Source organism: Rhizobium sp. USDA 4016, from assembly GCF_056279705.1.
Genome location: NZ_JBWCCY010000003.1, coordinates 361,010 through 387,165, shown reverse-complemented (window position 1 = coordinate 387,165; position 26,156 = coordinate 361,010). Strand labels below are relative to the sequence as shown.

General features: G+C 58.7%; 20 protein-coding genes and 10 pseudogenes. 16 read left to right on the top strand and 14 right to left on the bottom strand.

Annotated features, from left to right (window positions below; translation table 11 throughout):
• The first annotated feature begins 8 nt into the window (after nucleotides 1-8).
• From ACZ9DP_RS14995 to ACZ9DP_RS14975, 5 genes and pseudogenes are all read left to right on the top strand, one after another.
• Complete coding sequence (locus ACZ9DP_RS14995; RefSeq protein ID WP_476202708.1) at nucleotides 9-812, top strand: sulfite exporter TauE/SafE family protein; 804 nt, start codon at nucleotides 9-11, stop codon at nucleotides 810-812.
• 366 nt (nucleotides 813-1,178) lie between these two features.
• Nucleotides 1,179-2,084 (top strand): ArdC family protein, encoded by a 906-nt coding sequence (locus tag ACZ9DP_RS14990; RefSeq protein ID WP_476202707.1) that lies wholly within the window; start codon nucleotides 1,179-1,181, stop codon nucleotides 2,082-2,084.
• A gap of 79 nt (nucleotides 2,085-2,163) precedes the next feature.
• Complete coding sequence (locus ACZ9DP_RS14985) at nucleotides 2,164-2,706, top strand: Chromate resistance protein ChrB (protein ID WP_476202705.1); 543 nt, start codon at nucleotides 2,164-2,166, stop codon at nucleotides 2,704-2,706.
• 14 nt (nucleotides 2,707-2,720) lie between these two features.
• The gene (locus ACZ9DP_RS14980; RefSeq protein WP_476202703.1) at nucleotides 2,721-3,317 is read left to right on the top strand and encodes a cation efflux transmembrane domain-containing protein; all 597 of its coding nucleotides are present in this window, start codon (nucleotides 2,721-2,723) and stop codon (nucleotides 3,315-3,317) included.
• Between the two features lie 51 nt (nucleotides 3,318-3,368).
• A pseudogene (locus ACZ9DP_RS14975) lies at nucleotides 3,369-3,584 on the top strand (zincin-like metallopeptidase domain-containing protein); the annotation flags it as partial.
• A 438-nt stretch (nucleotides 3,585-4,022) separates the two neighbouring features.
• Here ACZ9DP_RS14975 and ACZ9DP_RS14970 read toward each other — a convergent pair.
• From ACZ9DP_RS14970 to ACZ9DP_RS14960, 3 genes and pseudogenes are all read right to left on the bottom strand, one after another.
• A complete protein-coding gene (locus ACZ9DP_RS14970) occupies nucleotides 4,023-5,756 on the bottom strand; it encodes an adenylate/guanylate cyclase domain-containing protein (RefSeq protein WP_476202790.1) in 1,734 nt (577 codons plus the stop codon).
• Between the two features lie 88 nt (nucleotides 5,757-5,844).
• A pseudogene (locus ACZ9DP_RS14965) lies at nucleotides 5,845-6,096 on the bottom strand (adenylate/guanylate cyclase domain-containing protein); the annotation flags it as partial.
• 5 nt (nucleotides 6,097-6,101) lie between these two features.
• Nucleotides 6,102-6,245, bottom strand: coding sequence for a hypothetical protein (locus ACZ9DP_RS14960; RefSeq protein ID WP_476202701.1), 144 nt, complete (start codon nucleotides 6,243-6,245; stop codon nucleotides 6,102-6,104).
• A gap of 765 nt (nucleotides 6,246-7,010) precedes the next feature.
• Between ACZ9DP_RS14960 and ACZ9DP_RS14955 the strand changes: the two genes are divergently transcribed.
• The 4 genes from ACZ9DP_RS14955 to ACZ9DP_RS14940 all read left to right on the top strand — a co-directional run bounded on the left by ACZ9DP_RS14955 (nucleotide 7,011) and on the right by ACZ9DP_RS14940 (nucleotide 10,454).
• The gene (locus ACZ9DP_RS14955; RefSeq protein ID WP_476202700.1) at nucleotides 7,011-7,307 is read left to right on the top strand and encodes a DUF736 domain-containing protein; all 297 of its coding nucleotides are present in this window, start codon (nucleotides 7,011-7,013) and stop codon (nucleotides 7,305-7,307) included.
• Between the two features lie 850 nt (nucleotides 7,308-8,157).
• Nucleotides 8,158-8,415 (top strand): hypothetical protein, encoded by a 258-nt coding sequence (locus ACZ9DP_RS14950; RefSeq protein WP_476202699.1) that lies wholly within the window; start codon nucleotides 8,158-8,160, stop codon nucleotides 8,413-8,415.
• 132 nt (nucleotides 8,416-8,547) lie between these two features.
• A complete protein-coding gene (locus ACZ9DP_RS14945; RefSeq protein WP_476202698.1) occupies nucleotides 8,548-9,291 on the top strand; it encodes a response regulator transcription factor in 744 nt (247 codons plus the stop codon).
• The gene (locus ACZ9DP_RS14940) at nucleotides 9,288-10,454 is read left to right on the top strand and encodes an EAL domain-containing protein (protein WP_476202697.1); all 1,167 of its coding nucleotides are present in this window, start codon (nucleotides 9,288-9,290) and stop codon (nucleotides 10,452-10,454) included. Before ACZ9DP_RS14945 ends, ACZ9DP_RS14940 begins: the two co-directional genes overlap by 4 nt.
• A 127-nt stretch (nucleotides 10,455-10,581) precedes the next feature.
• On the opposite strand, the gene ACZ9DP_RS14935 is transcribed toward ACZ9DP_RS14940, so the two are convergent.
• The 4 genes and pseudogenes from ACZ9DP_RS14935 to ACZ9DP_RS14920 form a co-directional block, all read right to left on the bottom strand.
• Complete coding sequence (locus tag ACZ9DP_RS14935) at nucleotides 10,582-12,903, bottom strand: PAS domain S-box protein (RefSeq protein ID WP_476202696.1); 2,322 nt, start codon at nucleotides 12,901-12,903, stop codon at nucleotides 10,582-10,584.
• 228 nt (nucleotides 12,904-13,131) lie between these two features.
• Nucleotides 13,132-13,398, bottom strand: coding sequence for a WGR domain-containing protein (locus tag ACZ9DP_RS14930; RefSeq protein ID WP_476202695.1), 267 nt, complete (start codon nucleotides 13,396-13,398; stop codon nucleotides 13,132-13,134).
• 216 nt (nucleotides 13,399-13,614) lie between these two features.
• Nucleotides 13,615-13,812, bottom strand: a pseudogene (locus tag ACZ9DP_RS14925) (LysR family transcriptional regulator); the annotation flags it as partial.
• Nucleotides 13,813-13,990: 178 nt separating this feature from the next.
• Nucleotides 13,991-14,092 (bottom strand): annotated as a pseudogene (locus tag ACZ9DP_RS14920) (acyltransferase); the annotation flags it as partial.
• A 215-nt stretch (nucleotides 14,093-14,307) separates the two neighbouring features.
• On the opposite strand from ACZ9DP_RS14920, the pseudogene ACZ9DP_RS14915 reads away from it, so the two are divergent.
• Nucleotides 14,308-14,430: pseudogene (locus ACZ9DP_RS14915) on the top strand (PhnA domain-containing protein); the annotation flags it as partial.
• Between the two features lie 108 nt (nucleotides 14,431-14,538).
• Here the strand turns inward: ACZ9DP_RS14915 and traG are convergent.
• The 3 genes and pseudogenes from traG to traC form a co-directional block, all read right to left on the bottom strand.
• Nucleotides 14,539-16,438 (bottom strand): annotated as a pseudogene (traG, locus tag ACZ9DP_RS14910) (Ti-type conjugative transfer system protein TraG).
• On the bottom strand, nucleotides 16,431-16,646 hold the full coding sequence (traD, locus tag ACZ9DP_RS14905) for a type IV conjugative transfer system coupling protein TraD (RefSeq protein ID WP_476202693.1): 216 nt from the start codon (nucleotides 16,644-16,646) through the stop codon (nucleotides 16,431-16,433). Before traD ends, traG begins: the two are co-directional and overlap by 8 nt.
• Nucleotides 16,647-16,650: 4 nt before the next feature.
• A complete protein-coding gene (gene traC / locus ACZ9DP_RS14900; protein WP_476202692.1) occupies nucleotides 16,651-16,947 on the bottom strand; it encodes a conjugal transfer protein TraC in 297 nt (98 codons plus the stop codon).
• A 253-nt stretch (nucleotides 16,948-17,200) separates the two neighbouring features.
• On the opposite strand from traC, the pseudogene traA reads away from it, so the two are divergent.
• From traA to ACZ9DP_RS14880, 4 genes and pseudogenes are all read left to right on the top strand, one after another.
• Nucleotides 17,201-20,501 (top strand): annotated as a pseudogene (gene traA, locus ACZ9DP_RS14895) (Ti-type conjugative transfer relaxase TraA).
• Nucleotides 20,502-20,557: 56 nt separating this feature from the next.
• Nucleotides 20,558-21,064 carry a conjugative transfer signal peptidase TraF gene (gene traF / locus ACZ9DP_RS14890; protein ID WP_476202691.1) on the top strand — a complete coding sequence of 169 codons (507 nt, stop codon included), beginning with the start codon at nucleotides 20,558-20,560 and terminating at the stop codon, nucleotides 21,062-21,064.
• A pseudogene (locus ACZ9DP_RS14885) lies at nucleotides 21,054-22,216 on the top strand (conjugal transfer protein TraB). The gene traF and the pseudogene ACZ9DP_RS14885 overlap by 11 nt, the downstream one beginning before the upstream one ends.
• A gap of 16 nt (nucleotides 22,217-22,232) precedes the next feature.
• A pseudogene (locus ACZ9DP_RS14880) lies at nucleotides 22,233-22,846 on the top strand (TraH family protein).
• A 132-nt stretch (nucleotides 22,847-22,978) separates the two neighbouring features.
• On the opposite strand, the gene ACZ9DP_RS14875 reads toward ACZ9DP_RS14880, so the two are convergent.
• Together ACZ9DP_RS14875 and ACZ9DP_RS14870 are read right to left on the bottom strand one after the other, a co-directional pair.
• The gene (locus ACZ9DP_RS14875; protein WP_476202779.1) at nucleotides 22,979-23,191 is read right to left on the bottom strand and encodes a hypothetical protein; all 213 of its coding nucleotides are present in this window, start codon (nucleotides 23,189-23,191) and stop codon (nucleotides 22,979-22,981) included.
• Nucleotides 23,192-23,210: 19 nt separating this feature from the next.
• Nucleotides 23,211-23,842: pseudogene (locus ACZ9DP_RS14870) on the bottom strand (DUF433 domain-containing protein).
• A gap of 190 nt (nucleotides 23,843-24,032) precedes the next feature.
• Between ACZ9DP_RS14870 and ACZ9DP_RS14865 the strand changes: the two are divergent.
• Entirely contained in the window at nucleotides 24,033-24,446 is a 414-nt protein-coding gene (locus ACZ9DP_RS14865; RefSeq protein WP_476202690.1) for a Tn7 transposase TnsA N-terminal domain-containing protein, read from the top strand.
• A 35-nt stretch (nucleotides 24,447-24,481) separates the two neighbouring features.
• Here the strand turns inward: ACZ9DP_RS14865 and ACZ9DP_RS14860 are convergent, their stop codons facing one another.
• A complete protein-coding gene (locus tag ACZ9DP_RS14860; protein ID WP_476202689.1) occupies nucleotides 24,482-24,694 on the bottom strand; it encodes a helix-turn-helix domain-containing protein in 213 nt (70 codons plus the stop codon).
• A 217-nt stretch (nucleotides 24,695-24,911) separates the two neighbouring features.
• Here ACZ9DP_RS14860 and ACZ9DP_RS14855 point away from each other — a divergent pair, with 217 nt between their 5' ends.
• Nucleotides 24,912-25,235, top strand: coding sequence for a transcriptional repressor TraM (locus tag ACZ9DP_RS14855; protein ID WP_476202687.1), 324 nt, complete (start codon nucleotides 24,912-24,914; stop codon nucleotides 25,233-25,235).
• Nucleotides 25,236-25,238: 3 nt separating this feature from the next.
• On the opposite strand, the gene ACZ9DP_RS14850 is transcribed toward ACZ9DP_RS14855, so the two are convergent.
• Complete coding sequence (locus tag ACZ9DP_RS14850) at nucleotides 25,239-25,943, bottom strand: autoinducer binding domain-containing protein (protein WP_476202778.1); 705 nt, start codon at nucleotides 25,941-25,943, stop codon at nucleotides 25,239-25,241.
• Nucleotides 25,944-26,156 lie beyond the last annotated feature (213 nt).

Here is a 26,156-nt window from a genome sequence, read left to right as displayed (position 1 = left end):
TAACGCCCATGTCTGACTCCGCCAATACATCCTTATCCCGTCATTCTGCTGCTGCTTTCGGTGGAGGGGCAATTATTGGCGCTCTCGGCGGTCTCATCGGCCTCGGTGGCGCCGAGTTTCGACTTCCGATCCTGATTGGATTCTTCAATTTCGCGGCCCTTGAGGCGGTCATTCTCAACAAGGCCATGAGCCTCGTCGTCGTCGCCACCGCGCTGCCCTTTCGCGCTGGAACCGTGCCGTTCAGTGCTATCGCCGACAATTGGCCGATCGTGGTCAACCTTCTCGCGGGCAGCCTGATCGGCGCCTGGTTCGGGGCGGGCTGGGCGACGAGGCTTCGATCAGAGACCCTTTACAAGGTCATTGCGATCATGCTCGTGGCCATCGCGATCGTCCTGGTCCTCGGGCACGCCGCGACAGCGGGCCAGCCATTGTTGACGGGAGCGGCCCAACTTGTCGCAGGGGTGATTGCAGGCTTCATCATCGGCATCGTCGCGGCATTGCTCGGCGTCGCCGGAGGTGAACTACTGATCCCAACGCTTGTCCTTCTGTTTGGGGCGGACGTCAAGCTCGCCGGTAGTCTCTCACTCGCCGTCAGTCTGCCGACTATGCTGGTGGGCTTCACCCGATACAGCCGGGATCAGAGCTTCTCGGTGATCGGCCGGAACAAGACGTTCATGCTGGTGATGGCGGCAGGATCGATCATTGGCACATTTATCGGCGGTCTACTGCTCGGCATCGTCCCAAATGCGATATTGCTTCCGGCCTTGGCAATCATCCTTCTGATCTCTGCGGTGAAGGTGTGGCGGCACTAGCCGCGCAACTCTGTAGCTGATCCCAACCCGCACAAAGAACGAGAGCGCAGGCCTGGCCTGCCGCGCTGGGCTCCATCCCGGCGTGGTCGGAGCGCGCGACGCCCGGCCGCGTCCGCGCAACGGCTTGTCGCCGTCCTCCGCTTGCGCTGCGGCTCTGCGAGTGCGCGGCCGCGCCTAAGGCATCGCAATCCGCTGCTCCGACGCCGGGACAGGCCCGGCGGATTAGGAGCAGCGATTATGACGAGACAAGAAGGAACCAAAAGCAACCGCCTAGATGGGCGGCGGGAGAGGAAGAGGAAGGCCGGAGTCGGGCGGTCGATTGAAGGGATGAGAGAGGCTCGCTCCGCCGGCCGCGGAGATTCTCCCATGTCCCTCATTTCCACTTCAGCCGAGCGCGCGGATGTTTATTCCCGAGTGACTGCCGAGATCATCGCGGCAATCGAACAGGGCACGGGTGAATGGCGCGCGCCCTGGTTCCACAATGGCGCAAGCATCGCCCGTCCGACGAACATCGCGTCCGGCATGCGCTATCGCGGCATCAACACCCTAGCGCTCTGGGCCGCCGGTTTCGCGGCCGGCTATGGCGACGGCCTCTGGGGCACCTACAAGCAATGGCACGAGGCCGGCGCGCAGGTGCGTGAAGGCGAACGCTCCACCACTGTCGTCCTGTGGCGAGAGATTGCGACCTCCCGGCAGGAGGATGGTGACGACGCTGACGACGAAGGGCGTCGGCGCATGTTCGCCCGAGCGTTCTCCGTCTTCAACGTCGCGCAGGTGGACGGCTACGAGCGCCCGCCTGTTCCGGTGCTGCCCGAAAGCGAGCGTCTCGCCCATGCCGAAGCATTCGTCGTCAACCTCGGCATCAAGACGGAATTCGGCAGGTCGGAAGCCTGCTATAGCCCCTCGGCCGATACAGTGTTCATGCCGCCGTTCACCGCGTTCCGCGACGCCGCGTCATTCTACGGTGTCTGGCTGCACGAGAACGGCCACGCCAGCGGCGCCAAGCACAGGCTTGACCGCGATCTGTCCGGCCGTTTCGGATCGGCCGCTTACGCCGCCGAGGAATGCTGCGTGGAAATTCTCAGCGGACTTGTCCTGGCTGATCTGGGCATCGCTCACCACCCACGCCCTGATCATGCCGCCTATGTCGCATCGTGGCTCAAGGTCCTGAAGGACGACCCCAAGGCCATCTTCACCGCCGCGAGCAAGGCGCAGCAAGCGGCTGATTGGATGCATGCGCAGCAGCCCCAGGCGAAGGAGATGGCAGCGTGAGCAGTACCATCTTCATCGCAAGGATATTTCAAGCTGCCGTACACTTGCTTTGTAACGGCCGTAACATCACAATGCAGCTATGGCTACTTCATCCTGGCTGCTGCTGACCTACAAAGTCCCGCCCGAACCCGCTGCAAAGCGGGTCGCATTATGGCGGCGGTTGAAGGGAATGGGTGCAGTGTATCTGCAGAACGGGGTCTGCCTGCTCCCCAAGACCGACGACCACGTCCGCGGGCTGAAGATGATCGAGAATGGTGTCTCCGAGATGGCTGGAGAATCCGTGATCTTGGAAACGGTCGCGCTCGATCGGCTCCAAGAAGAGAAAGTCATCGCCCGATTCAAGGCTGACCGGGACGAGGCCTATCGCGAGTTCATCGACAAGTGCGGGGATTTCGAGGCGGAGATCGCCAAGGAACGGGCAGCGGACCACTTCACCTACGCCGAGCTTGAGGAGAATGACGTCGATCTGAAGAAACTCCAGGGCTGGTTCGAGAAGATCCGTAAACTCGACTTCTATGGCGCGGCTCTTGGAGCCGAGGCTGAAGAACGGCTGCATGCCTGCGAGGCATTGCTCGACACCTATGGCCAGCAGGTCTTCGACGCACACGACGAGAACCGCTAATTGGAGCCGACTAGATGGACAAGTCCTCACATGCTCAAGACTTACGGCAGGTGGTCCGTCTGGTCGTCCTTCTCAATCTCGCGTACTTCGGCATTGAGTTCGCCGTGGCTCGCGCCATCGGCTCTGTCTCGCTATTTGCCGATAGTGTAGACTTCCTTGAGGATTCCTCCGTCAACTTCCTGATCCTTGTGGCACTCGGATGGTCCGCCCGTCGCCGCGCCAAGGTCGGAATGTCGCTAGCCGGCATTCTGCTAATCCCGGGTCTGGCAACGCTCTGGACCGCGTGGGAAAAATTCATAGCGCCGAGCCCACCCGAGGCGCTCGCGCTGTCATTGACCGGCATCGGCGCGCTTGCGGTCAACCTTACTTGCGCGATCATGCTGACGCGTTTCCGCCGGCACAGCGGTAGTCTCACGAAGGCCGCATTCCTCTCTGCACGCAACGACGCGCTGGCAAATATCGCGATCATTGGGGCTGGTCTCCTGACGGCTTATACTTTGTCTGCTTGGCCTGACCTGATTGTCGGGCTCGCTGTTGCCGCGATGAATGCCGATGCGGCCCGAGAAGTCTGGAAAGCGGCCCGCGAGGAACATAAAGCGGCTGAGGCCTGACGCTCCGCCATGGCAACAGCCACGATTGATCAGGCTTGACTGTCAGGATATATCGCCGAGCTTGGAAGCTGCTTCCTCTGCGACGATCTGGGGATCGCGCCCGAGCTGGAGCCTCGGCCGGATCACGCCTCTTACCTTCAGTCCTGGTTATCGGTCCTCGCCGGCGACAAGCGCGCCATCTTCCAGGCTGCGGCGCATGCCCAGCGTGCGGCGGCCTACCTGCACGATCTCCAGCCGGTTGGCCGGCAAGATCGGCCGGCCGCCTAGTTTTTTGCTTGATCATCGCCGTTATTTGCGGGTCTTCATCGGTCAATCGGCAGAAGGACGCGCTGTGGCGCCTGCCGCAGGCGGATCTGCCTAGGCACACACACTCAGCGACGAGGATCTCGGCCATATCAACCAGCGACGCCGACCCCAGTATCGCCATCTTGCGCAAGACCGCCGAGGCGCTCTTCGTTCTCTTTCGCTCATCGCATCCTGGACAAGCAACCTTGTCGCAAACGCCAGACTCAGTCCCACCTTCGCGCAGGCGCCAAGTCGGAAAACACGGCTCAGACCTCTCGGATAGCCGCGCCGAATCAATAAAGTCGAATTCGAACATAGCGGGGAGAGAGAAGCCGACTGGGCGCCCCGGCAACTCCTCATACTTTCTTCCGCAGTTAGGTAGCACCTGCCACCGAAGTCTACATCAGTCACAGACTGATCTTACTTCACCACCGAAAATTCGTGCCTGTCCAATTGGAGACTGAATAGATACTCGTTTTTTTGCGCGAAGGTGCCGTCGGGATTGCGGGAAATGGCGCCGCAGAAACGCCCCCGCGTCGGATAGACGGAACAGAGCATGTCGCCTCCGATTGTGCTGCGCCCCTGGTCGGACCATGCGCCGACGGTGATAAGTGTCGTGCCGTCTGGTGCTGTCACCCGCCGGTATGCCTCGCCTGTCCCGATATTGCGCCCCTGGATTTCGTGACCGAAGAGCAGAGCCCTTATCTCGTCGCCGTCGAGGCGATCTTCCGGCTTGGGACTGAAGCCGTCGGGCAGTTCCGGCACACCTGCCTTGCGCAGGCCCACGAGCATCTTTTCGAGGTCGACGTAATTCTTGAACGGGAATTCGACCGCAGCCATCAGCCCTGTGTATTCAGGTACCTGCGCTTGGGCGAGATAGGGCTTCAACAACTCACGGGCTATGACAGCGTCGCCGTGTCGATCCAGTTGCCCGTAGGCGGATATGAGCAACACGAGCCCGTTGTAATTGGCCCAAAAGTCCCAATAGGAGGTTTCCTTCGATTCCGGAGCGATCTTTTCGAAGGCGACGACAGCTTCCTCGAAGCGGTCCATCGAGAAGTAGGCGAGCCCGGCGAGGTAGTAACGCTCGCGCGACCAAGCGGGATCCACACGTGCTGCGGCATCAAGGTAGCCGAGACCATTCTCGGCCCTGCCGTTAAAAATCATGGCGCTACTCAGCGACTCGTAACTGGAAGGGTCGCTGGCGTCGAGCGCTATGGCCCGCTCCGCGGCGGCGATCGCCTCATCGGATTTTTGCATCATCTTCAACTTTCCTGCGAGGAGTGTGTAGTACCCCGGAGAGGGATTCTTGGCGGCCTCCATGAAGTAGGCGTCTGCCTTGCTGCGGGCTTCATCCTGCGAAAGCCCAAACACTTTTGACCGTGCCTCGGTCCAATGTGCTTCCCGATAAATCCAGGCGAGTGCCGCCGCAGCATTGCCAAAGGCGCTATCAAACGACAAGGCCCGCTCGTAGTACTTTACGGCCTCCACCCAATCCTCCGGCTTTTCCCTCAGTTCCAGTTCGCGGCCCCGCAAATATGCCTCGTACGCGGCGGGGTTACTTGTTCCACCAGCGATCCGCGCAGCCTGTTGGCTCGTGACCAGGCGAAGCTTGAGCGCCGTTGCGACCTCCCCAACCATCCTGTCCTGCAGCTCGAACACTTCGCTCCATTCCCCGTCGAACCGCTCCGCCCACATGCTGCCATTGGTCATCGAGTCGATGAGTTTTGCGTTGATGCGCATTTCGTCCCCGGCGCGACGCACGCTACCTTCTAGGACGTAGCGAACGCCCAATTGGGTCGAAACCTCTGATGGCAGGCTGGATCTGTCTTTAAAGGTGAATGCGGCATTGCGTGAGATTACGAACAGGCCGGGAATGCGTGCCAACTCCGTTGTCAGATCCTCGGTGATGCCGTCGGCCAGGTAACCCTGTTCCGTGTCGTTGCTCAGGTTGTCAAAAGGCAGCACGACGAGCGAGGGCCGGGCATCGGCGGTAGCAACGGAGGCATCGTCTCCCGGTCGCCAAGGCTGCCACCACGCTAATCCCGCAAATAGAAAGCCGGCGATACCTATGGCGGCTGCAGGAACAGCTAAGGACTGCCGGCTTCTGCTCGCGCTGACGGTCTGACCCTCTACCGCCGGATCGAGCGCCACGATAGACCCGGATAGGCTCGGCAATGCTCTTGACCTTCCGTTGGCCCAGCGCACGGTAGCCGACGGCGAGCTTCGATTTCACGTGGTCGTAGGTGGTTCCGGATATTGCGATGCCGCCGGGTTCCGCCAGCACCTGCATGCGGTCGGCGATATTAACACCGTCGCCGTGAATGTCTTCGCCTTCGACGATGATGTCACCGAGATTGACGCCAATGCGGAAAACCATCCTCTGTTCAGGCGCCAGGGCCGCGTTACGCCGGGCTTTCTCCTGCTGCAGTTCCACCGCGCAGTGAAGGGCATCCACCACGCTGTGGAACTCGACGAGCACGCCGTCGCCCATGGTCTTTACCAGGCGGCCGTGATGCATTGCTCGAAGAGTTCGTGCAGGTCGGCGTGGAAGCAGACACGCGTTCCCTCTTCGTCGACCTCGCTCATTCGACTGTAGCCAACGACATCCGCAATTAGGACTGCTGCTAGACGGCGCTCCATGCCCGCTCTTTCTGGGGATCCTCGATCCATACCTTACAGCAGGACCCCTGCGGGTGCCACCGCCATCGCTTCATAGTGGCTGGGCGGCGAAACTTGAATGGTCCGACTGGTGGCCGTTGCGACCGCATGCCGCTTTCTTCCCTTTTCTGATCACTTGTTTCAAGCTGATAAGCTCCTTCAGGGCAGCATCCCGCAAATGAGCCCTGCCGACGAAGGAGGTCGACACTCTTCGCCGCCCGACACCGCTGCGATCACCAGATGGATTGTGCGCGACGCTGAGCATTGACATTCCCAGCTCGTACCACGCGGCTCCGTCGCCATGCGCAGATAAGCTGACTCGTAGGAGTAAAGTGGCAGGTTCGCCTTCCTTCTCGTCTGAGTAAGCGGCTGGACGGCTGGACGTGATGCAAGGTAGCGCCTGACCTCGGCAGGGCGTCCTCGTCCGGATTTTTGGCATCGTGAGCCACGGCCTTCTCCTCCATGAAACTGCGTGAGGTGCGTCCACTGCGGCCTTTCTTGTTGGCGTATCTCACACCGCGTCCGGCTTGCAGCCCGACCTCGATCCCGCAACAGCGCATTGCCGACCTTCTTCCCCGCCGTGCTCGGCTGACGCCTGCGCGCGGCTTCCTCGCGAGACAAGTAGCTCCGCGCTGCGCCGCCCTCCATTCCATTTCAGCCCTTCGGGTGCGGGCCGGTCGCCCGGTGTTATCCGATCGCCATCAAGGCCGCGGTGGTCGCGACCTGATACAGCAAAGGAGAAGACAAATGGCTCAGATCGGCACTTTCACCCGCAACGAAGACGGCTCTTTCGCCGGAGTTATCAAGACGCTCAACCTCAACATCAAGGCCCGCCTCGTTGTCGCCGACAAGGAAAACGACAAGTCGCCCGACCTTCGCGCCCTCGCAGGCACCATCGAGATCGGCGCCGGCTGGAAGAAAACCGCCAAGGAAACCGGCCGGGAATATCACTCGATCAAGCTTGACGACCCGAGCTTCCCCGCCCCGATCTACGCGAGCCTCGTCGAGAACGAGGGCGGATACGCTCTCATCTGGTCGCGCTGAGGCGGCCAGCCACTGGACGCGGCGCTCCATCCCGGAGCGCCGCAGTCCCGCAAAGGAGGAGCTTTGAAAGACGCTCGTCGACCGATCCTCAAGCCGGAACGGACTGCGTGATACCTTGCCGTCGCCGCGCCGGCTCGGTCTGGCGAAGATAGACGGCGAAGGCGGGCGGACCGAGAGTTGCCAGAATATCCGCCCCACCTCGCCGCGGTGACATCCTCCATGCAAGGCAACATGGGTCAGCCTTTCCTCCCTGGTCATATGACCCTTGTTTCCATCGGCGAAGGTGAAAGGGATTTCCTCGGCCAGATTCTCTGGCGAGACGCCGATCGGAAGATGTTGCGGCAGCGCGCAGCGTGTCCAAGGTTGGCGTATCGTCCGTGTTGTCGAAGTATAGCCATGCCGAACACCGATTAGATGTGCTGCGAAGATTCGAGCCACGACATAATAGTGGTTGATCAGGCGGCCGCTCGTGCCGTTGCCGTCGGCGACCGGCTACGCGCGGCCAGACGAAAAGGAGCCCGTGCGCTCGTCGATGAACCGATGATCTACTGGAGAATCCATGCCCTTCACCGAGATGCCGCCATTTACCTTATTTAACAATTGCGAAATCCTGAGTTAACCGCGGGCATGACACTACTGGCCAACTCTTCCTAACCGCTGACGGCGTATGAGATCAGCGTGCCTCCAAAATGGGCTCAAATTCATGCTTAGCACTGCTCCTCGAGACCGCGTTCAATCGACATACCTATCTCGCCTCGCCGCTGATCTGAGGACAAGCGCGCGATTAAAGAGGAACTGCCGCTTTATGGTACGGCTCGTGTACCCTGCAAGGGCGCTAAGGAAGCTGACCATGACTAAGGCACTGGTTGTGGAGGTCTCTGAAAACGGCGCCCGGATACGAACCAGTTGTTCCACGGTTCCTGATCATTTTTATATCGTGCTGGGGAACTACGAGTATTACATAGGAGTGACCGCATTTCGCCGGTCAACGGGCGAAATTGAGGTCGAGTTCATAAAAGAACAGCCGACTCGATTTGTTAACGCTCTTTCCCGCATCGAGTTTCCACTCGCGACTATTCACGATCTGAAGAGGGTTATCGAGGTCTAACGATGCGACTCCGCATTTTAGTTTGGCCGTGTCGAGCGAACCGCTGGAACTTGGCCCTCTACCTTTGTTACCCGGGAAACGTTTCCGAGCAAGAGGAATTTACAAGTGCCGAGGTCACGGGAGGCTGATTCGTTGGATATCCTCCTCGTCGAAGACGATGATCTGGTCGCAAGAACGATCATCGAGTCCTGGCCCGTGCCTGGAGACAATATTCGACTGATCTCAAACTACAAGCAGTGCCTGCGGACGATACACAGCGCGGAGATAGACTTCTTCGACGGTGCGATCGTCGACGTAAATTTGCCGGATGGGAACGGACTGGAGATACTTCGTACAGTCAGAAGGCACTCGGACATCCCTCTGATCTTGATTTCGGGGTCGGGAAGCCCGGAAAGCCGGGCGACAGCTTTGGACGCCGGCGCCGATGACTATGTGATGAAGCCGTTTTCAGTTCGTGAACTCCAGGCACGCCTCACCCGTGCTGTGACAAAATCGGAGAGCATACGGCCCGAGGTTCTGCCGTGTGAGTTGGCGATCGGAAGCGTTCGGTGCGATCTGACGAGAAGAACCCTACTGTTTCACGGCAAGACGCTGCCGCTCACTGAGCTCGAAGCGCGGCTACTGTCAGAGCTCAGCAGAAACCCCGGGCGAACCTGCAGTAAGTCACAGCTGTCAAAGCATGCTTGCTTCAGAGAATATGATCCGCGCGACAAGACGCTAGAGGTGTACATCGCAAGAGTGAGAAGAAAGGTCGAGCAACTGGACCCGAAGAGTGTGGAATATATTCAGACGGTACGCGGGGTCGGATATCGTTTAGTTCCGCCAACGGAGGGAGCTGATATGTCAAACGCGCCACAGCCAAGGAATCCAAGGTGAAGGCGGTACTAATTGATGACGATCCCGAGGTCTGTCATCTGCTGCAAGTCCAACTGCAGCACATCGGCGTTGAGGCGCGCGCGGTTACAACGATTAGCGACATGCTCGACGCCGTAAGGCGGGAGAACCCCGACATTGTGTTTGTCGACTTGTCTCTCGGCGATGCCGACGGAATTGATGTGTTCCATATGCTCCGAGACGTCCGGTTTATGGGGCCCGTCATTATAGTCAGCGGTCATCCCGAAATGGTACTTCGTCACGCGAAGGATATTGCGCTTCGCATAGGGTTGGACGCGAAGGCAACGCTGAAAAAGCCATTCCAGCTGCAAGACATAAGACGGGTTCTAAACGAGGCGACAAACGGTACGTCGACCATCGCGCGCGTTTATAAACCAGGTTCAGACGCGACGTTGCGCGAGGCGCTTCAGAAGGATTGGATCGAGTTCTGGTTTCAGCCACAGGTTGATCTCAAAGCTGGTCATATAGTGGGTGCGGAGTGCCTGGCCCGGATCAGGCACCCCAGCGCAGGTCTGGTCTTTCCCGGCCAGTTCTTGCCGACAGCCGACGACGATGACCTTCATGAACTCACCATTAGGGCCGCAGATGCTGCGGCAAAAGCTGCGTCACTTGATTTGCGGGATGGTGTGCCGCTGCGTTTCTCGATAAACGTTTCCACTCACAGCATGAAACAACCGGGGCTGATTTTTCAGCTCAAGCGGATCTGCGCCGATAGTGCCATTGACCTGACTTTGGAGATCACCGAAAGTGATCGTAGTGATAGTTCGGTCTGCCGAGCGTTTGCGACACGCGCTGTGCTACACGGGCTCAAGATTTCAATCGATGATTTCGGATCCGGTTACGCTACCTTTGAACGGCTGCGGCATACACCCTTCTCGGAACTCAAGTTGGATCGATCTGTTGTAAACGGATGTTCAGGCGACCGCGCTCTGAGAAATATCTGTGTCGCGACCATACAGTTGGCCCACGGCTTTAATGCGCACGCAGTTGCCGAAGGGGTTGAGACACCGGAGGATGCCGCGACGCTCGCTGAGATCGGATGTGACATCGCGCAGGGTTATTTCTTTGCACCAGCGTTGCCCCTTGATGAATTTGCAGCGTATGTTCGCTTCCCCAAAAGAATTCTGCCGCGGGGCAACTCGTAATATGCCCACTGCTCTCTGAGCTGTCTCACCAGATCGCGCGCTCCCCTTGGGCTGAAGGAGTAGCCTCGGCAATCGCCGTTGTGTTACATCGCGTCGGAGTTGCGGCTTAGCTGAAAGTCCAAACCTGCTATATAAACTGCCTTCCGTTATTGCCATCGAGTATCAAGCGCACCTTTGCCGCCAAGTCCCTTGGTCGGTAAGGTTTAGTGAGAAAGTCGACGCCAAGGTCGAGCGTCCCTTGATGAACTACAGCGTTCTCTGCGTATCCGGAAGTAAGCAAAATAGGTATATTTGGTTGAATCTTGCGAGCTTCTTCTGCCAGCTGGCACCCATTTAGGTTGCCAGGCATGATTACATCAGTGAACAGAAGGTCGATATCAGCAACTTCGCGTAAAGCGTGCAAGCCCTCTTGACCGTTTCGAGCCGAAATAATTTGGTAGCCGAGATTTTCGAGTTGTGCGCCTACATAACTTAGGACCAACTCATCGTCCTCCACCAGAAGAATCTTCTCGGAGCCTCTGGGGAGAATGGCGTGGTTCGCATAGGGCTTTACCACTTTCTCGGCTTGAATGGCCTTCGGGAGGTACATCTTGACCGTCGTCCCCTGGCCGGGTTTCGAATAAATCTTGACGTGCCCGTTCGATTGTTTGGCAAAACCAAAGACCATACTGAGACCCAAGCCGCTCCCCTTCCCAACTTCCTTGGTTGTAAAGAACGGCTCAAAGGCGCGCGTGAGAACGTGGGGTTCCATCCCAATCCCCGTGTCAGAGATGGCCATAATCACATATTGACCGGGAGAAATGTCCGCGTTCCAATCCACATCGTCGTCTTTATCGATTGAGATATTTGTAGTTTCAATCATCAGGCGCCCGCCGCTGGGCATCGCATCGCGCGCATTAATGCAAAGGTTTAGGATTGCGGTCTCAAGCTGGGAAGGATCGACGAGCGCATTCCAGAGGCCGGCTGATTGGATGAATTCGACTTCTATGTTTTCGGAAAGTGCGCTGCGTAGCAGACCGTCGATATCCTTCAGGAGTAAATTGAGATCGACGGCTTGCGGCTCGAGAGCCTGCCGGCGCGCGAAGGCGAGCAGCCGGTGAATAAGGTCAGCCCCTCTTTGAGCGGCCGCTGACGTCATTTCCGCGAGGCGACGAAGGCTTTCATCTTCGCTCAGCCGTTCGGCGAGAACCTCTGCATTGCCCAGGATGACCGTTAGAAGATTGTTGAAATCATGCGCTACGCCCCCCGTCAACTGCCCCACTGCCTCAAGCTTTTGGGCTTGCCTTAGTTGCTCCTCGACCGCGAGGCGCCTTGTGATGTCTGAGTTGATCGAAAGGATGGATCGCGGACTACCATCCCCATCACGCATCAGCGAACAGCGGACCTCTACGGCGATGCGGCTCCCATCCTTGCGCTTTTGCGCGATCTCCCCACTCCAGTCTCCCGTTGCCACGACAGCGGCAACATAAGCGAGGAGGTTGAACTCATCGCAATACAGCAATTGTCCAAGCGATTGGCCCACTGCTTCTTTCGCCGTCCACCCGTAGATTCGCTCTGCACCCTTATTCCAGAACAGAATTCTTTGGTCGATATCATGAACGATGATCGCATCTCGAGCCATGTCGAGAAGCGCCGCCTGTTGTCCAAGCTTATCTTCGGCTTCTTTACGCGCCGAAACGTCAGTCATTCCACCGACGCATCGAACCGGATTTCTCTGTCGGTCGTAGATGATGTATGCACTATCTTCGACGTGCGCGATCGAGCCATCTCCCCGAAAGAATTTGTACTGATCCCCCCAGTTTTGTTCCTTGGAATCGATAGCCGCTTGCGTGGAGCCTAATACGCGCTCTAGATCGTCCGGATGGACATGCACCTTCCAGAATTCAAGATTCCGGCGACTTTCTTCGGGCGAATGGCCAAACACAGTCTTGAGACCTTCGCTCCACCAAATATTACCCGTGACAACATTCCAGTCCCAGATTACGTCTGTGGTAACGCTTGAAACTGCCCGGAACAGCTCCTCGCTCTCGCGAGTCTTCTGTTCAGCGGCAAGACGCCCGGTGACATCCTGGGCCATCATCAACCTCGCATTTCGCCCTTCATAGTCGAAGGCATGGGACGAGATCTCTGCAAAGATAATCCGGCCATCCTTAAGTCGATGGCGCCAAACGCCTGACTCCTCGATGCCGCGCGGCCCCTGTGTGGCACTTTCCAACAGGGCAGGCACATCTTCCGGGGGACGAATGTCCCTGATGGTCATTTTCGAGAAATCCTGCCGAGAGTACCCATAGAGAGCAACGGCAGCGTCATTTACCATCAAGAATTGCAGCGTCTCAACGTCGTAAACCCACATCGCTTGTGGGTGGGAATCGAATAGTTGCACACAGTCAGATTCACTTTGACGCGGCACCTTGAAGGGATCATTTGCCATCGTCGTTGGCTGTACCATCGCGATCACTGAAAACCAAGACGATACTGTTCCGCGACCGAGGGGCAAGGCTTGTGGGAGATGGCGTCCACCGCCGATTTCTCCGTCACCTCGACGCATCATGCCGCGCGATCAGGTGCGAACGCCCTGGTATGGCACCCGCATGCAATCAAGATGCGAAGCGCCGTTGGAAATTTGGTAGCTTTCCACGCCCCTCTTCTCTAGATCGAGGGGAACGGGGCCTTGCGATCAATTGCGTGGAGAGCGTACCACCGCACGCGGTCGATATCCACGCGCTCGCTTCTGGCGCGTAATGTCGAGAAAGAGATCGACGGCCTCTTCTTCCCGCTCGAACAGGTGGACCTTGCTCTGCCCTCTTTTGCCTATCCGACCCCATGTCCTCATGAGGCAGGTTGCGCCGAACAACGTGCCGGAAATCTCCATCACGTAGTAGCGTGCCATGTTCTTGGTGGCATCTGTGCGTTCGACATAAAGATGATAAGGCTGAGCAATCATGCCCGCAGAATCCGAAAATTCGGCGCAAGCGTCCAACGAGACTTATGAATCGGTCATGGTGGTTCGATTCAGAACGGTGATGGGTGCGAAAGCGTGCTGATGAAGGATTGCGACCGGAGCCCGCAGGGGCTCAACCTCTTCGGGTAACGATCCTCTCGCGAGCTCCTGGTCCGCTCCGATCACTAAATCTCTGTCCTATGTCTTCGGAACCAATGACGCACGCGGTGTTGGGACAAGTTCGCGGCCAGCCATCGTAAACAGCTCATCTTGGAAATAGGCGCGTAACCGGGATACGGCCGCGCTCATGGCCGGCTGGCTTAAGTTGATGCTGCGTGCCGCTGCCGTGAGGTTACGCTCGGTCATCAGCGCGTCCAGCACGACCAGGGGATTTAGATCAAGGCCCTTGAACCGCATATCTCTTTATCCACAGAGTGTCTGTATGCCAGCCGAACCATCAATCGGCTGCTTTACTAGAAGAATATGATTGCCAGACATCAAGCAGACGGCCGGCACAATCCTGCCGACCGCCGGAGTCGGACTTGCGTGATCTCGCCAATGAGCATTGTCTTCGAAGACAAGCAATCGAGGTGGCTCACAGCTCTGGTCCGTTCCGATCGATACTCGCACCGATGGGCCAGTCGGAGATCGGCCGTCCAACTGGCAGAACGATGACCAGTGGATGTTCGACGCGTGTTTCAGCACCGACCTGACCCAGCGGCTTCTTGTAGTCGGGATGCATGTCGAAAAGAAACATAGTCACCCCAAGGTGATCGCCAAGCGCGACAAGACGTTCGCGGCGGCCGTCAAGACCGGCAAGCACCTGACAACGTCTCAGACGAATAAAGGAATTTCACACGGCGATCACCTATGCTGCAACAGAACGCCGTTCCAAGGGGACTCCGTCACGCTAAAGATCTGATGGTGACGGGCACCTTTGCGACGCTGAAGCGTGGCACCCTGATCAAGAACATTTGTCTCACCGGCAAAGAGGATGAAATCGAATGCCTACGATGCGCGACACGAAATAAATGAGCGAAGAGCAATTCAGGGCATACATATCGGAACGCGCGCGTTCAGTTCGCTAAATAAAGTGGTGTGGCATCGCTATTGTGACTTCCCACAGAAGGGAGTTCCGTCGCACTAAGTCGACGGTGACTCAAATCGATTTTCCGCCACCCAGATCCGCATGTCCTGACGCCGGAACCAAATCGCGCGGCCACATCTCAACGGGGCGTTGCCAGCCGTGAAGACGATCTGCTCGTCGGCTCGCATTCGTAGCACCTCATGCGGCTGGATCAGCGGTCGGGCTGTAAGCTGCTTCGAGCGCGTGCGAGACGAGCCTTTCGCCTGGAAACTGCGGCTGACCTGATCGATTTCGACCGTGGTCATCCCGCATCGTCTCGAGATGTAATCGGCGGTTTCCGGATCATTGATGGCGGCGAACGAGATCCAACTCGCGCTCTCGAACCACTTGCTCGATGCATCCCGGCCGCCATAGGTTTCGCGCATCTGACCGATCGACGGATAGATCATCGTCAGCGTGATGCCGTATTTGCGGCCGGCATCTCTCGCAGTTTCCAGAATGCGCATATGGCCTAGACGCGCCACCTCATCGAGAAGGAAGAGAGCGCGGCCGTTCATCACACCGTCGCGATTGTAGATCGCGTTCACAAACGAGCCGATGATGACGCGCGCAAGGCCGGCATGAGTCTCCAGAGCCTTGAGGTCGATGTTGATGAACACGTCGGTCTCGCCGGACGCAATGTCTTCGGTCAAGAAGGTCGACCCGGAGACTAGGGCGGCATAGTTCGGATAAGACAGCCAGTGCGTTTCCTTGATCGCGTTTGCGTAGACACCTGAGAAGGTTTCCGGCGTCATGTTGACAAAGGCCGCTACGTTTTCCTTCACAAAGGGCGATACCGAATTGTCGTAGATGTCCTGCAGGCGCTGGCGAAGTTTCGGCTCCGGCTCCGACAGGTTCGCACGCACCTGGCGAAGCGTATGTAGCTTTTTTTCCGTGTGTCCGGACAGGCAAACATCGGCGATGATCGCGGTCAGCAACTGCAAGCCAGAAGCTCGGAAGAAATCTTCGCGTACTCCGCTCGCGCGGCCACTGTCGCTCATGATCCAGGACGCGACCGCGGCGATATCCTCTTCCTTCGTTCCGCCAAATTTCCGATCCAGTCGAGCGCATTGAAGCCGGTCTGCGGTTTCCTGGGATCGAGAATCCTGATCCGGCGCCCAGCATCTTCACGCCGTTTGCAAACCATCGGCGCCACCTCATCCGATGGATCCAGCACGATGAGTGTTCCACCCCATTTGAGCGCCGTCGGGATCGTCACCGAGGTCGTCTTGAAACCGCCCGAACCGGCAAAGACGATCCCGTGCGAGGAGCCGAACGACCCGTCGAAACAAAGCAGCGGCGACTTGCCACCGGCGCCCCATGTTTCCGGGCTATCGGCGCGGAACGAAAGTGCTGCGGTGCTGTCCTTGTCGACGCGATAACGTTCGCCGATGACGATGCCGCCCGCTTCGGGCAACAGCTTTTCCGCTTCGTTCAGTTTCATCCAGTCGGCCTCTCCGTGCATAGCGCGTTTTCCGCGAATGCGCGTCGGCTCAGACCGAGCGAAGGCCGCATTGCCGAGGAGCGCAACCCGCAGGGCGAAACATCCAGCCATCAATGCGGCGGCCGCCCCGACCATCGTAGCGGGATCGAGATAGGCGAAGATGAATCTCCCCGCCGGTAGCTGTTCGGCGATTGCGGCAAGTCGCGTTGCCTCACGCAACGCCGCGATCGCGATTGCAGAGGCACTCCCCGCGACAACGCCCCAGCCGGCGAAATGGATGCGAATTGCGCCGACGGAAGCGAACAGAAAGACGACACCAGGACATAGGGGAGCGCAATGCCTGCCCGGCCGAGCAAGAGCTTGGCGGCCTCGGTCTTGCCAAACCCCGCCAGGGACGGAGCCATGCCACTTGCGAGGATCGCCACGCCGACCATGAGCATGACGGGGGTGATGGCGAGAAGGACCCTATTCATCGTTCTTGCCGAAGGCCTCCGCACCAATGGCCGTCAATCTTGCCCGCTCGCCAGGTTCTTCCTTGAGACGGCGGCCTAGTTCGATCAGCGCGCCGAGCAGCAACGCCCGCTTTTCGTAACGGAGGCCCGCCTTCACGATCAGGCCTCCGAGTTCGATCTTGTCGCGCGTGTCTTTCTTCCGCGCCTCCGAGGCCGTGTTGCGTTGCATCCTCTCAAGCCTCGCTACCGCTGCCCTGAGGCGCGCCACGCGTGACCGTCGCGGTTTCCACAGGATTACCGCTGCCAGCCCCTCCCCTCTCCTTTCCGTTCGATCCGGCCTTGCCTCCGCGAAACCGTTTCGCCACGTCCTCGAAGGCTGCCTGCAACTCCGCCTCATCGATCTCGATTTCGGCTAGTCCAGCCTTGAGTGCGATCCGGCCGATCCGCTCGGCTTCTCGGGTCTCGGCAATCGTGAGCTGTTCCTGGAGCTTGGCGATTTCGTCGCGGATTTTCGAGGATGGCTTCTTCATGTCCGATCGTCTCCTTGGATGAGAAAGCTTGTCTTTCGACTCCAGTTTTCCGGAAGCCTGCGCGGAACGCACTGCTGTGAATTCTACAATCGCCAAGGCCGATGCTTTCGCGGATGATCCCGGCCGTTCCGAAGGAGCGGCATCAAGGGCGCAATTATACGTCGCTGACGCGACGCCCCTTCTTGAGGCCCGGTCCGGCCTTTCGCTCCCGACGAACCCATTGATTCGTTCGCAACCGGGAAAGAACTCCGCCGTGGCCGTCCCTCACTTCTCCGTCAGCATCGTCGCCCGCGGCTCCGGCCGCAGCGCCGTCCTGTCGGCGGCTTATCGCCACTGCGCCAAGATGGACTACGAGCGGGAAGCCCGGACGATCGACTACACGCGCAAGCAGGGCTTGGCCCATGAGGAGTTCGTCATCCCGGCCGACGCTCCCGATTGGCTGCGAACGATTATCGCTGACCGATCGGTCCCGGGCGCCTCCGAAGCCTTCTGGAACAAGGTCGAGGCCTTCGAGAAACGGTCGGATGCGCAGCTTGCTAAGGACGTGACGATCGCCTTGCCCGTCGAGCTGACCTACGAGCAGAACATCGCTCTCGTTCGCGAATTCGTTGAGAGGCACATCATCGCGACGGGCATGGTGGCCGATTGACGCACCTGGTAACCCTCATGTGCATCTGATGACCACGCTCCGGCCGCTGACCGATGACGGGTTCGGGGCCAAGAAGGTCGCCTTGCTCGGACCGGACGGCAATCCGATGCGCAATGATTCCGGCAAGATCGTCTATGAGCTTTGGGCCGGGAGCGCCGACGACTTCAATGCGCTCCGCGATGGCTGGTTCGCGTGCCAGAACCGGCATCTGGCGCTTGCGGGTCTCGACATCTCCATCGATGGCCGGTCCTTCGAGAAGCAGGGAATTAAGCTGACGCCGACGATTCATCTCGGCGTGGGAACGAAGGCAATCGAACGCAAGTCCGAGGCGGCGACGAAACCGCTCACGCTCGAACGCATCGAGCTCCATGAGGACCGTCGCGCCGAGAACGCTCGCCGGGTCCAGCGCCATCCTGAGATTGTCCTTGATCTGATCACGCGGGAGAAGAGCGTCTTCGATGAGCGCGATGTGGCGAAAGTCCTTCATCGCTATATCGATGATGCCGTTCTGTTTCAAAGCCTCCTGGCGAGGGCACTGCAAAGTCCGGAAACGCTTCAGCTCGAGAGCGAGCGGATCGAGTTCGCCACGGGTGTTCGGGTATCTGCCAAGCACACGACGCGGGAGGTGATCCAACTCGAAGCCGAGATGGCCAACCGTGCGATCTGGCTATCTCATCGTTCGTCGCATGGTGTTCGAGAAGCGGTGCTGGAGGCGACTTTCTCACGCCATCCCCGCCTATCGGAGGAGTAGAAGATCGCGATCGTGCACGTCGCTGGCAGAGAACGGATCGCCGCCGTGATCGGCCGCGCTGGCGCCGGCAAGACCACGATGATGAAGGCAGCGCGCGAGGCCTGGCAAGCGGCCGGATATCGCGTTGTTGGTGGCGCGCTCGCCGGTAAAGCCGCAGAGGGTCTGGAGAAAGAAGCGGGCATCACTTCCCGAACTCTTGCCTCCTGGGAGCTTCGCTGGAGCGAGGGCCGTAACCAGCTCGACGACAAGACCGTCTTCGTTCTAGATGAGGCCGGGATGGTGTCGTCACGACAGATGGCGCTCTTCGTCGAAGCAGCGACGAAGGCCGGCGCCAAACTGGTTCTGGTCGGTGATCCGGAACAGCTCCAGCCGATCGAGGCGGGTGCAGCGTTCAGGGCGATTGCCGATCGCATCGGCTATGCCGAGCTCGAAACCATCTACCGCCAATGCAAGCAGTGGATGCGCGATGCCTCGCTCGATCTGGCACGCGGCAAAGTCGGCAAGGCGGTCGATGCCTACCGTGCCTATGGGCACTTCAAAGGGTCGGAGCTGAAGGCCCAAGCAGTGGAAAATCTGATCGCCGACTGGAACGGCGACTACGATCCGGTAAAGACCACTCTGATGCTCGCACACCTTCGACGTGACGTCAGGATGCTCAACGAGATGGCTCGTGCCAACCTCATTGAACGCGGGATCCTCGCCGAAGGTTTTGTGTTCAAGACCGAGGATGGCAATCGCAAGTTTGCCGCCGGAGACCAGATCGTGTTCCTGAAGAACGAGGGTTCGCTCGGTGTCAAGAACGGTATGCTGGCAAAGGTCGTGGAAGCGCTACCTGGCCGCATCGTGGCAGAGATCGGTGAGGGAGAACATCGTCGCCAGGTCACGGTCGAGCAGCGCTTCTACAACAAAGTTGACCACGGTTATGCCACGACGATCCACAAATCCCAGGGCGCGACCGTCGACCGGGTGAAAATTCTGGCGTCGTTATCGCTTGATCGCCACCTGACCTACGTCGCCATGACCCGTCATCGTGAGGACCTGGCCGTCTACTACGGCCGACGCTCGTTCGCAAAATCTGGTGGACTGATCCCGATCCTCTCACGCAGGAATGCCAAGGAGACCACGCTCGATTACGAGAAGGGTCCTTTTTACAGGCAAGCGCTTCGCTTTGCCGAAGCCCGCGGCCTGCGTCTCGTCAACGTTGCCCGCATGCTCGTCCGCGATCGGCTCGAATGGACTATTCGGCAGAAACAAAAGCTCGCCGATCTCGCCGCACGTCTTGCTGCTATCGGGGGAAAGCTCAGTCTTTCCACCAGCGCAAAGAATTCTCCCATCCACAAAATTATCAAGGAGGTAAAGCCCATGGTATCCGGCATCGAGACCTTCGCGAAATCGCGCGAGCAGGCAGTCGAGGACAAAGTTGCCACCGACCCTGGCCTGGAGAAGCAATGGGAGGAGGTTTCAAGCCGCTTCCACCTTGTCTACGCCCAGCCGGAAACTGCATTCAAGGCCATCAACGTCGATGCGATGCTGAAGGACGAAGCCACCGCGCAGTCCACCATCTCCAGGATCGCCACGCAACCGGAAAGCTTCGGTGCGCTGAAAGGCAAGACAGGAATACTCGCAAGCCGCGCCGACAAGCAGGGTCGCGAGAAAGCACTCACCAATGCGCCGGCGCTTGCCCGCACATTGAACGCTATATGCGCCAGCGGGCGGAGGCCGAACGCAAGCATGAGGTCGAAGAGCGGGCCGTCCGTCTGAAGGTGTCCGTGAATATTCCGGCGCTCTCACCGGCCGCGAGACAGACGCTTGAACGTTGTCCGTGACGCCATCGACCGGAACGATCTCCCGGTCGGATTGGAATATGCCCTTGCCGATAAAATGGTGAAGGCGGAACTCGAAGGATTTGCGAGAGCCGTTTCGGAGCGTTTTGGCGAACGGACCTTTCTTCCGCTCGCAGCCAAGGACACGAGCAGCCAGGCGTTTCAGACAGTGACTGCTGGCATGTCCGCAGGGCAGAAGGCGGAGGTTCAATCCGCCTGGAACTCGATGCGAACGGTCCAGCAATTTGCAGCGCATGAGCGCACGACGGAGGCGCTGAAGCAGGCGGAGACGCTGCGTCAGACGAAAGCCCAAGGGCTCTCGCTGAAATGACGGCAGGGGCTGGAACGCGTCCGGCGACAATCGCGCAACAGAAACGAACGGCTACCATGCTATCCGTCGTGGCCGTGATTACCGTCCTGCTCTCGATGGCCGCCTTCTTGGGCGGCTACCGTATCAATCTGACACCGAGCGAGCCGCTCGGTCTCTGGCGCATAGTTCCACTTGATCGTCTGGCAGCTGTCGATGACCTGGTGTTCATCTGCCCGCCGGATACGGCCGGGATGCGGGAGGCGCGATCGCGCGGCTATCTGCGCTCCGGTCTTTGCCGAAGCGGCGTTGCGCCGCTCATCAAGACAATCATCGCCGTCGCGGGACAGCATGTCGAAATCGGCGCTGGCGTAAACGTGGACGGGCAGGTGGTTCCTGCTTCGGGTCTCGCGCTTCGAGACGGAAAGGGTCGGCCGCTGTCGCCATTTCCGAGTGGCGTCGTACCTCGGGGACAAGTCTTCCTGCATTCCCCGTTCGCCGGCTCCTACGACTCCCGATACTTCGGCCCAATCCCCGCTTCCGGTATCTTCGGTCTGGCGCGGGAGGTGCTCACCTATGCGCCGTGATCACCTTCAACCGACGCTGCTAATCTTCGCCTCGATTATCGTGGGCGCGGTGGGGTGGAGCGGCCATGTACTGCTCCTGCCTGTCGCGCTGGGGTTTCCGATCATCTGGTCGATCACGCGAACGAGACTTGTGGCGGCGCTTGTCTCCGCCGGATATTTTTTGGCGGCGTCGCGTGGTTTGCCGCTAGGCGTCGCCACCTTCTTTTCGTCGGATCTCCGGCCGGGCTTACTGCTCTGGCTGTGTGCGTCTACCAGCTTTGTCACGGTGCATGCGGTCCTTTGGACAAGGTACGACGGCGTTCGTTCTTTTCGCTATCTCCTGGCGGCCATCCTTATGGCCATTCCACCATTCGGTATCACGGGCTGGGCGCATCCTGTCACCGCCGCCGGCGTCCTGTTTCCGCAATGGGGATGGTGGGGACTTGCGGCCATGACAGCCGGCCTTGCGAGCCTCGTAACCCGCATATGGCCAGCTGTCGCAATCGCCTTAGGAGGCTTTTGGGTGTGGTCCGCCGCAGTCTGGACCGAGCCGAAACTACAAAAGGTTGGCAGGGCGTCGATCTGGAATTGGCAGCTTCGCTGGGCCGTGACGCCAGTATGCAGCGCCACCGTGATCTGATTGCAACGGTGAAGGACCAAGCATCTCGCGGCATCCACTCCGTTGTTCTGCCCGAAAGCGCCTTGGGCTTTTGGACGCCGACCGCCGAACGGCTCTGGGCAAGAGCTCTCCAGGGGACAAGCATCTCCGTTGTCGCTGGCGCCGCAATCGTCGATGCGGGCGGATACGACAATGTGCTCCTCGCCCTCTCTGCCGAGGGAGGCCGGCTCCTCTATCGTGAGCGGATGCCGGTCCCAGGCTCGATGTGGCAGCCATGGCGGTTGCTGATCGGTAAGAGCGGCGGTGCGCGGGCACATTTCTTTGCCCACCCTGTCGTGGCAATTGGCGCCAATCGGGCCGCACCATTGATCTGCTACGAGCAACTGATCGTTTGGCCCGCCCTGCAATCCATGTTTCAGGATCCGGATTTTATCGTCGCTGTTGGAAACGGATGGTGGACCAAAGGGACATCTACAGTCGCCATCCAGCGCGCCAGTACAATGGCATGGGCGAAACTCTTCGCAAAACCGCTTGTTCTTTCCTTCAACACCTGAAGCCCGAGGAGACGTCATGCTCGACGCTGCCCTGATCAAAGAATGCTCCGATCCTACTCTCAAGCCCGCTATCGTCGAGCAATTCGTGACCGCCGCAGGCTCCGCCGATCCCCTCGCCATCACCGTTAAAACGGGCGACCGGTTGATCCTCGTTCCGAAGGCGATATCAAGCCAACGAGGCGATGGCGATCGTGCGCCAATATGCCGGGAGGGCCGTCGTTCGCGTCGGCCTGACGCAGTATCCAGCCGGCGTTGGAGTGAAAGAATCGCGATTTGAAGCCGGACCTCGTCGATGTTTGCGAAAATCTCCGCAAAGGGACGACGATGTTCGCCAAGATCCTGAGGATCGTGGCTAAATGGTACGGGGACCCCGCGAGTGAAGATGTCTTCCCTCAGATTTTCGAGGATGCCGTCTACGCATGGAAGACCGGTGAATTCGAGGGTGCGAACGTGTTTCAAGCTCCTGATCCGGGAGGAAGCGTGACGACCCATAGGACGTCACCCTCAGGCGAGGACGAAGCCAAAAGCGACAGCCATGCTGACCATGCGAACACTGAAAGGCCCGAGAAAAGCCACGGCGTTGGATCCGCAGAAATGCGGATCGACCTGTCGAGGATCGGAGGAAGATGACCCTTTTTCCGGCGAAAGCGGCTAAGCTTCCGGAAGCGAATACCGCGCGAGAACCGCCCCCTCATCTCCGTCGATGGTCACCTCGAGACCTCGTTGACCGATTGCGCCTCTGCCATTTCATGAAGAATGAGATCAAACAGCTCCTGCAGCGAAGGCAGGACTTGCGGGACGATGATCACAAGGCCCGCGTGCAATTCCGCTTTTGCAAAAGTCGCGGGCGTTGTTCGTGATGAAGGTGAAATCTCCCTCGATTATTCGAGGCATGAGATCCCAATCAGCTTCGCCGCTCAGTCCCAGCCAATTGACGTGGAAACAATCGTGGCCGTAACCTTGGCCCAAGGCCACGGGAGACGAATGAAGGCATTCATCGATAAGAAACTTCACGAGTGGCGCCCGACGGTTTTCGGGTGCCTTTATTTGAAAGTTTCAAACGCTTTACCGACTTCACTTTCAGTCCCTGATCGAAAAGCTTTCGCGGCCGCCCCCGGGCGGGATGTGCCGCTGTCCAGATTTCCGCGAGCTCCACCATTCGCTCGGTCAGCGATGGATAGCCCTCGACAATTTCCTCGGTGCTCGCGCCCTGGGTTTTCATCGCGGCAATCATCCGTACTGGAACACGCGTCCCTTTGAAGACTGGTTCGCCGCCAATGACGCCTTTCACGCTGTGAATGATTTTCTCAGCGTCCTGAAGTGCTTCGGCGCGTGCGGCCAACTGCTCTCTTGCCCGAGCGACATCGACGATCAAATAGTATTGGCATCGGGGTCCTGGTCGATTGTATCGAATAGACGTTTGCGGCGCTCGGCGGACAAGATCGATCCGACACCATACCAGAGCTTCAAGCGGAGTAGATCCTCATCCGTGAGTGCTCGGCGCTCACTGCTGAAAGGATGAGTCGCGATGATCCGCTTGTCGATCGCGTTGTGCACCGATTTCACAGCGATCTCACTGACAGTGTCAGTTTCCGTTAATTCGTGAATCGGCGGATCCCCGGGAATGAATCTTTCCGGGGATTTTCTCCACTTCAGGCTGTTCCTTAATTGTGAACTGGCGCCAGATTGTGCGTAATGAGTGTACTGAGTCGCAAGCCAAATGGAGATGGGGTTGCGTCGCATTCCGCCAAGTCGACGATCGCACATCGTTGGATTCCAGCGTGTGGGCAATGGGCTGACGCACCACGAGAGCGCGTTGGAGCGGGATTTTGTAACATTGACGCGCTTTCTTGATGCTGGCGTCCGGATTTTATCCCAGCCTGTCACGATTCGTTTTGAGGTGGCTGGCAGAAGCCGGCGATATACGCCGGATTTCCTGGTCGAATGGAGCGACGGTCGTTCCGAACTCGTCGAGATCAAATACAGAGCAGACCTGCGGGAGAACTGGCAGCGACTTCGTCCTGCATTTGTAGCGGCCCGCGACTGGGCAGGTGTACGAAACAGCCGATTCCGGATTGCGACGGATCGAGGAATACGGACCTGGAGGCTTGAAGCTGCCAAGCGGTTGTTACCCCTTCGGCGTGCCCCTATCGATACCGCAATGGTGAAGGCCGCCCTTGCTGCCGTATCGCAACTATGTGTTCGCCGCGTACCCGCAGCCAAGCACTGAAAAACCTGCTCGACCGCGCGCTGAGAATGAGCGAGTCAGCGTGATTTCGCCAAAAGCTCGGCCGGGTCGACACCCAGCGCCTCGGCGATCTGGCCGAGGACAGTGACGCTGGCCGACACATCGGCGCGCTCGATCGCCCCGACATAGCGCGCGCTCAAACCCGAACGGTGCGCCAGTTCTTCCTGCGTCAGTTGCTTGCCATGACGTATCCGACGCAAATTGATCGCCATGACCTCCTTGAGATCCATGACGCGAGCGGAGCCTGAATAGGAATGATCGTTCCAGGAACGATAGTTCCGATTCCTCCCGGCACATGCTATTGCTCGTCCAGATGATCATTCACCGTTCGGATATGGGCGTATGACCGTCTGCAAGTCAGGCCGTGCGGTCATGGCATTACACCATGTAATGCGGACGAAGGCGTTATGATCGAGCAGTGAGAGAGTGAACTTAGAGGAGAAACGGATGAACGATGTGGGCCCATCCGAGGCGAACGCCCAAGGAAAGGAAACAGAATCTCGCTACAGGTCGATGCACAAGTCAGAATTGGAGGCACTGGCAGTTTCCGCAATCCGGGAACACCGCCGCCTTCTCGCCGCCGACGAAGCTGTCTATGAGGAGTGGACCCGCGCGACCGCCGAACCATCGGTCTCCAGCGCCCTCCTCAAGAGCCTGCAAGACGAGTATATCGCGCGTCAGAAGAAATCCGAAGCCCAGCAGGAGGGACTTTCGGACATCATCGACGCGCTTGGCTATGTCCCTGATGTTCCCTTGGATGACGATGAATGACGCTCAAACCAGACCGTGATCTTTAGCGATCGCTACGAGTTGCGGAACGGTTGCTGCTTCAAGCTTTCGGCGCGCACTGGTGAGGTAGTGCTGCACTGTTCTCGGATTGATTCCCGTCAGCATCGCGGTTTCCGGGGCACTCTTGCCCTTTGCCGCCCATATGAGGCACATCGCTTCTCTTGGTGAAAGGAGCCGTTTCGGGGCGACGATCGTCGCCGCGGCTATGATTTTCAAGCGGTAATGGATCGCGATGACCGCCTGTATCGCTTTTTGCCCGTCCTGCAATATTGAGCAGTCGGCCATCTTCTCCGAGGAGGCAAACGTCAGCATCATCGTGGAGCCGAAACTTCCTTCGACAGGAACCGTCACCCCGCTACGAATACCGTGTTCGATCGCTTGGTCCCGAAAGCGCTTGAGTTCGGATGTTCCACGAGCCGGCCAGTCATCGGCTGTCCAGGAAAACATCTCCATGCGACGCTTGGCTTCGGTGACGACTGGATCGATGCGGGAATATTGGCGCCGGAGGTAAATATCCTGCCATACCTCGGGATAGGAATTGAACGTACGGATTTCAGCGCCTTCGGTTTGCAGATAGGCGAAACGCTCAAAGCCCCAAGAGATCGCGAATCTTTTCAGAGCGCTTTTGATCATACGTTCATCGCGCGCGGCTTCTGCCATGTCGATGAGAGAGCGAAGGTCTCCGTCCACTGATTCTTTACTCCTATGTTCTTGCGCAGTTGCGCGCCTTCCCATCCGTCGCGTCTTTCACGCGGCGTTGGTTACACGGTGCCAACGTTTGGCCGACCGGGGCCACTTGGGACATCGGACAATGATTGCGAACTATCCGCCCTCTTCTTTTCCAATGAGAAGATGAGGTGCCCTGCTACGCGAAGCATATCCACGATCGATGCACGATAGGTC

What these genes read in the sequence shown, in the direction of transcription:
- ACZ9DP_RS14950 (WP_476202699.1), top strand. Translation starts at nt 8,158, where the DNA reads ATGACTAAGGCACTGGTTGTGGAGGTCTCTGAAAACGGCGCCCGGATA.
- ACZ9DP_RS14980 (WP_476202703.1), top strand. Translation starts at nt 2,721, where the DNA reads ATGGACAAGTCCTCACATGCTCAAGACTTACGGCAGGTGGTCCGTCTG.
- ACZ9DP_RS14955 (WP_476202700.1), top strand. Translation starts at nt 7,011, where the DNA reads ATGGCTCAGATCGGCACTTTCACCCGCAACGAAGACGGCTCTTTCGCC.
- ACZ9DP_RS14860 (WP_476202689.1), bottom strand. Translation starts at nt 24,694, where the DNA reads ATGGATCTCAAGGAGGTCATGGCGATCAATTTGCGTCGGATACGTCAT.
- traD (WP_476202693.1), bottom strand. Translation starts at nt 16,646, where the DNA reads ATGCAACGCAACACGGCCTCGGAGGCGCGGAAGAAAGACACGCGCGAC.
- ACZ9DP_RS14930 (WP_476202695.1), bottom strand. Translation starts at nt 13,398, where the DNA reads ATGATTGCTCAGCCTTATCATCTTTATGTCGAACGCACAGATGCCACC.
- ACZ9DP_RS14855 (WP_476202687.1), top strand. Translation starts at nt 24,912, where the DNA reads ATGAACGATGTGGGCCCATCCGAGGCGAACGCCCAAGGAAAGGAAACA.
- ACZ9DP_RS14985 (WP_476202705.1), top strand. Translation starts at nt 2,164, where the DNA reads ATGGCTACTTCATCCTGGCTGCTGCTGACCTACAAAGTCCCGCCCGAA.
- traF (WP_476202691.1), top strand. Translation starts at nt 20,558, where the DNA reads ATGCTATCCGTCGTGGCCGTGATTACCGTCCTGCTCTCGATGGCCGCC.
- ACZ9DP_RS14995 (WP_476202708.1), top strand. Translation starts at nt 9, where the DNA reads ATGTCTGACTCCGCCAATACATCCTTATCCCGTCATTCTGCTGCTGCT.
- ACZ9DP_RS14990 (WP_476202707.1), top strand. Translation starts at nt 1,179, where the DNA reads ATGTCCCTCATTTCCACTTCAGCCGAGCGCGCGGATGTTTATTCCCGA.
- traC (WP_476202692.1), bottom strand. Translation starts at nt 16,947, where the DNA reads ATGAAGAAGCCATCCTCGAAAATCCGCGACGAAATCGCCAAGCTCCAG.
- ACZ9DP_RS14960 (WP_476202701.1), bottom strand. Translation starts at nt 6,245, where the DNA reads ATGGAGCGCCGTCTAGCAGCAGTCCTAATTGCGGATGTCGTTGGCTAC.
- ACZ9DP_RS14935 (WP_476202696.1), bottom strand. Translation starts at nt 12,903, where the DNA reads ATGGTACAGCCAACGACGATGGCAAATGATCCCTTCAAGGTGCCGCGT.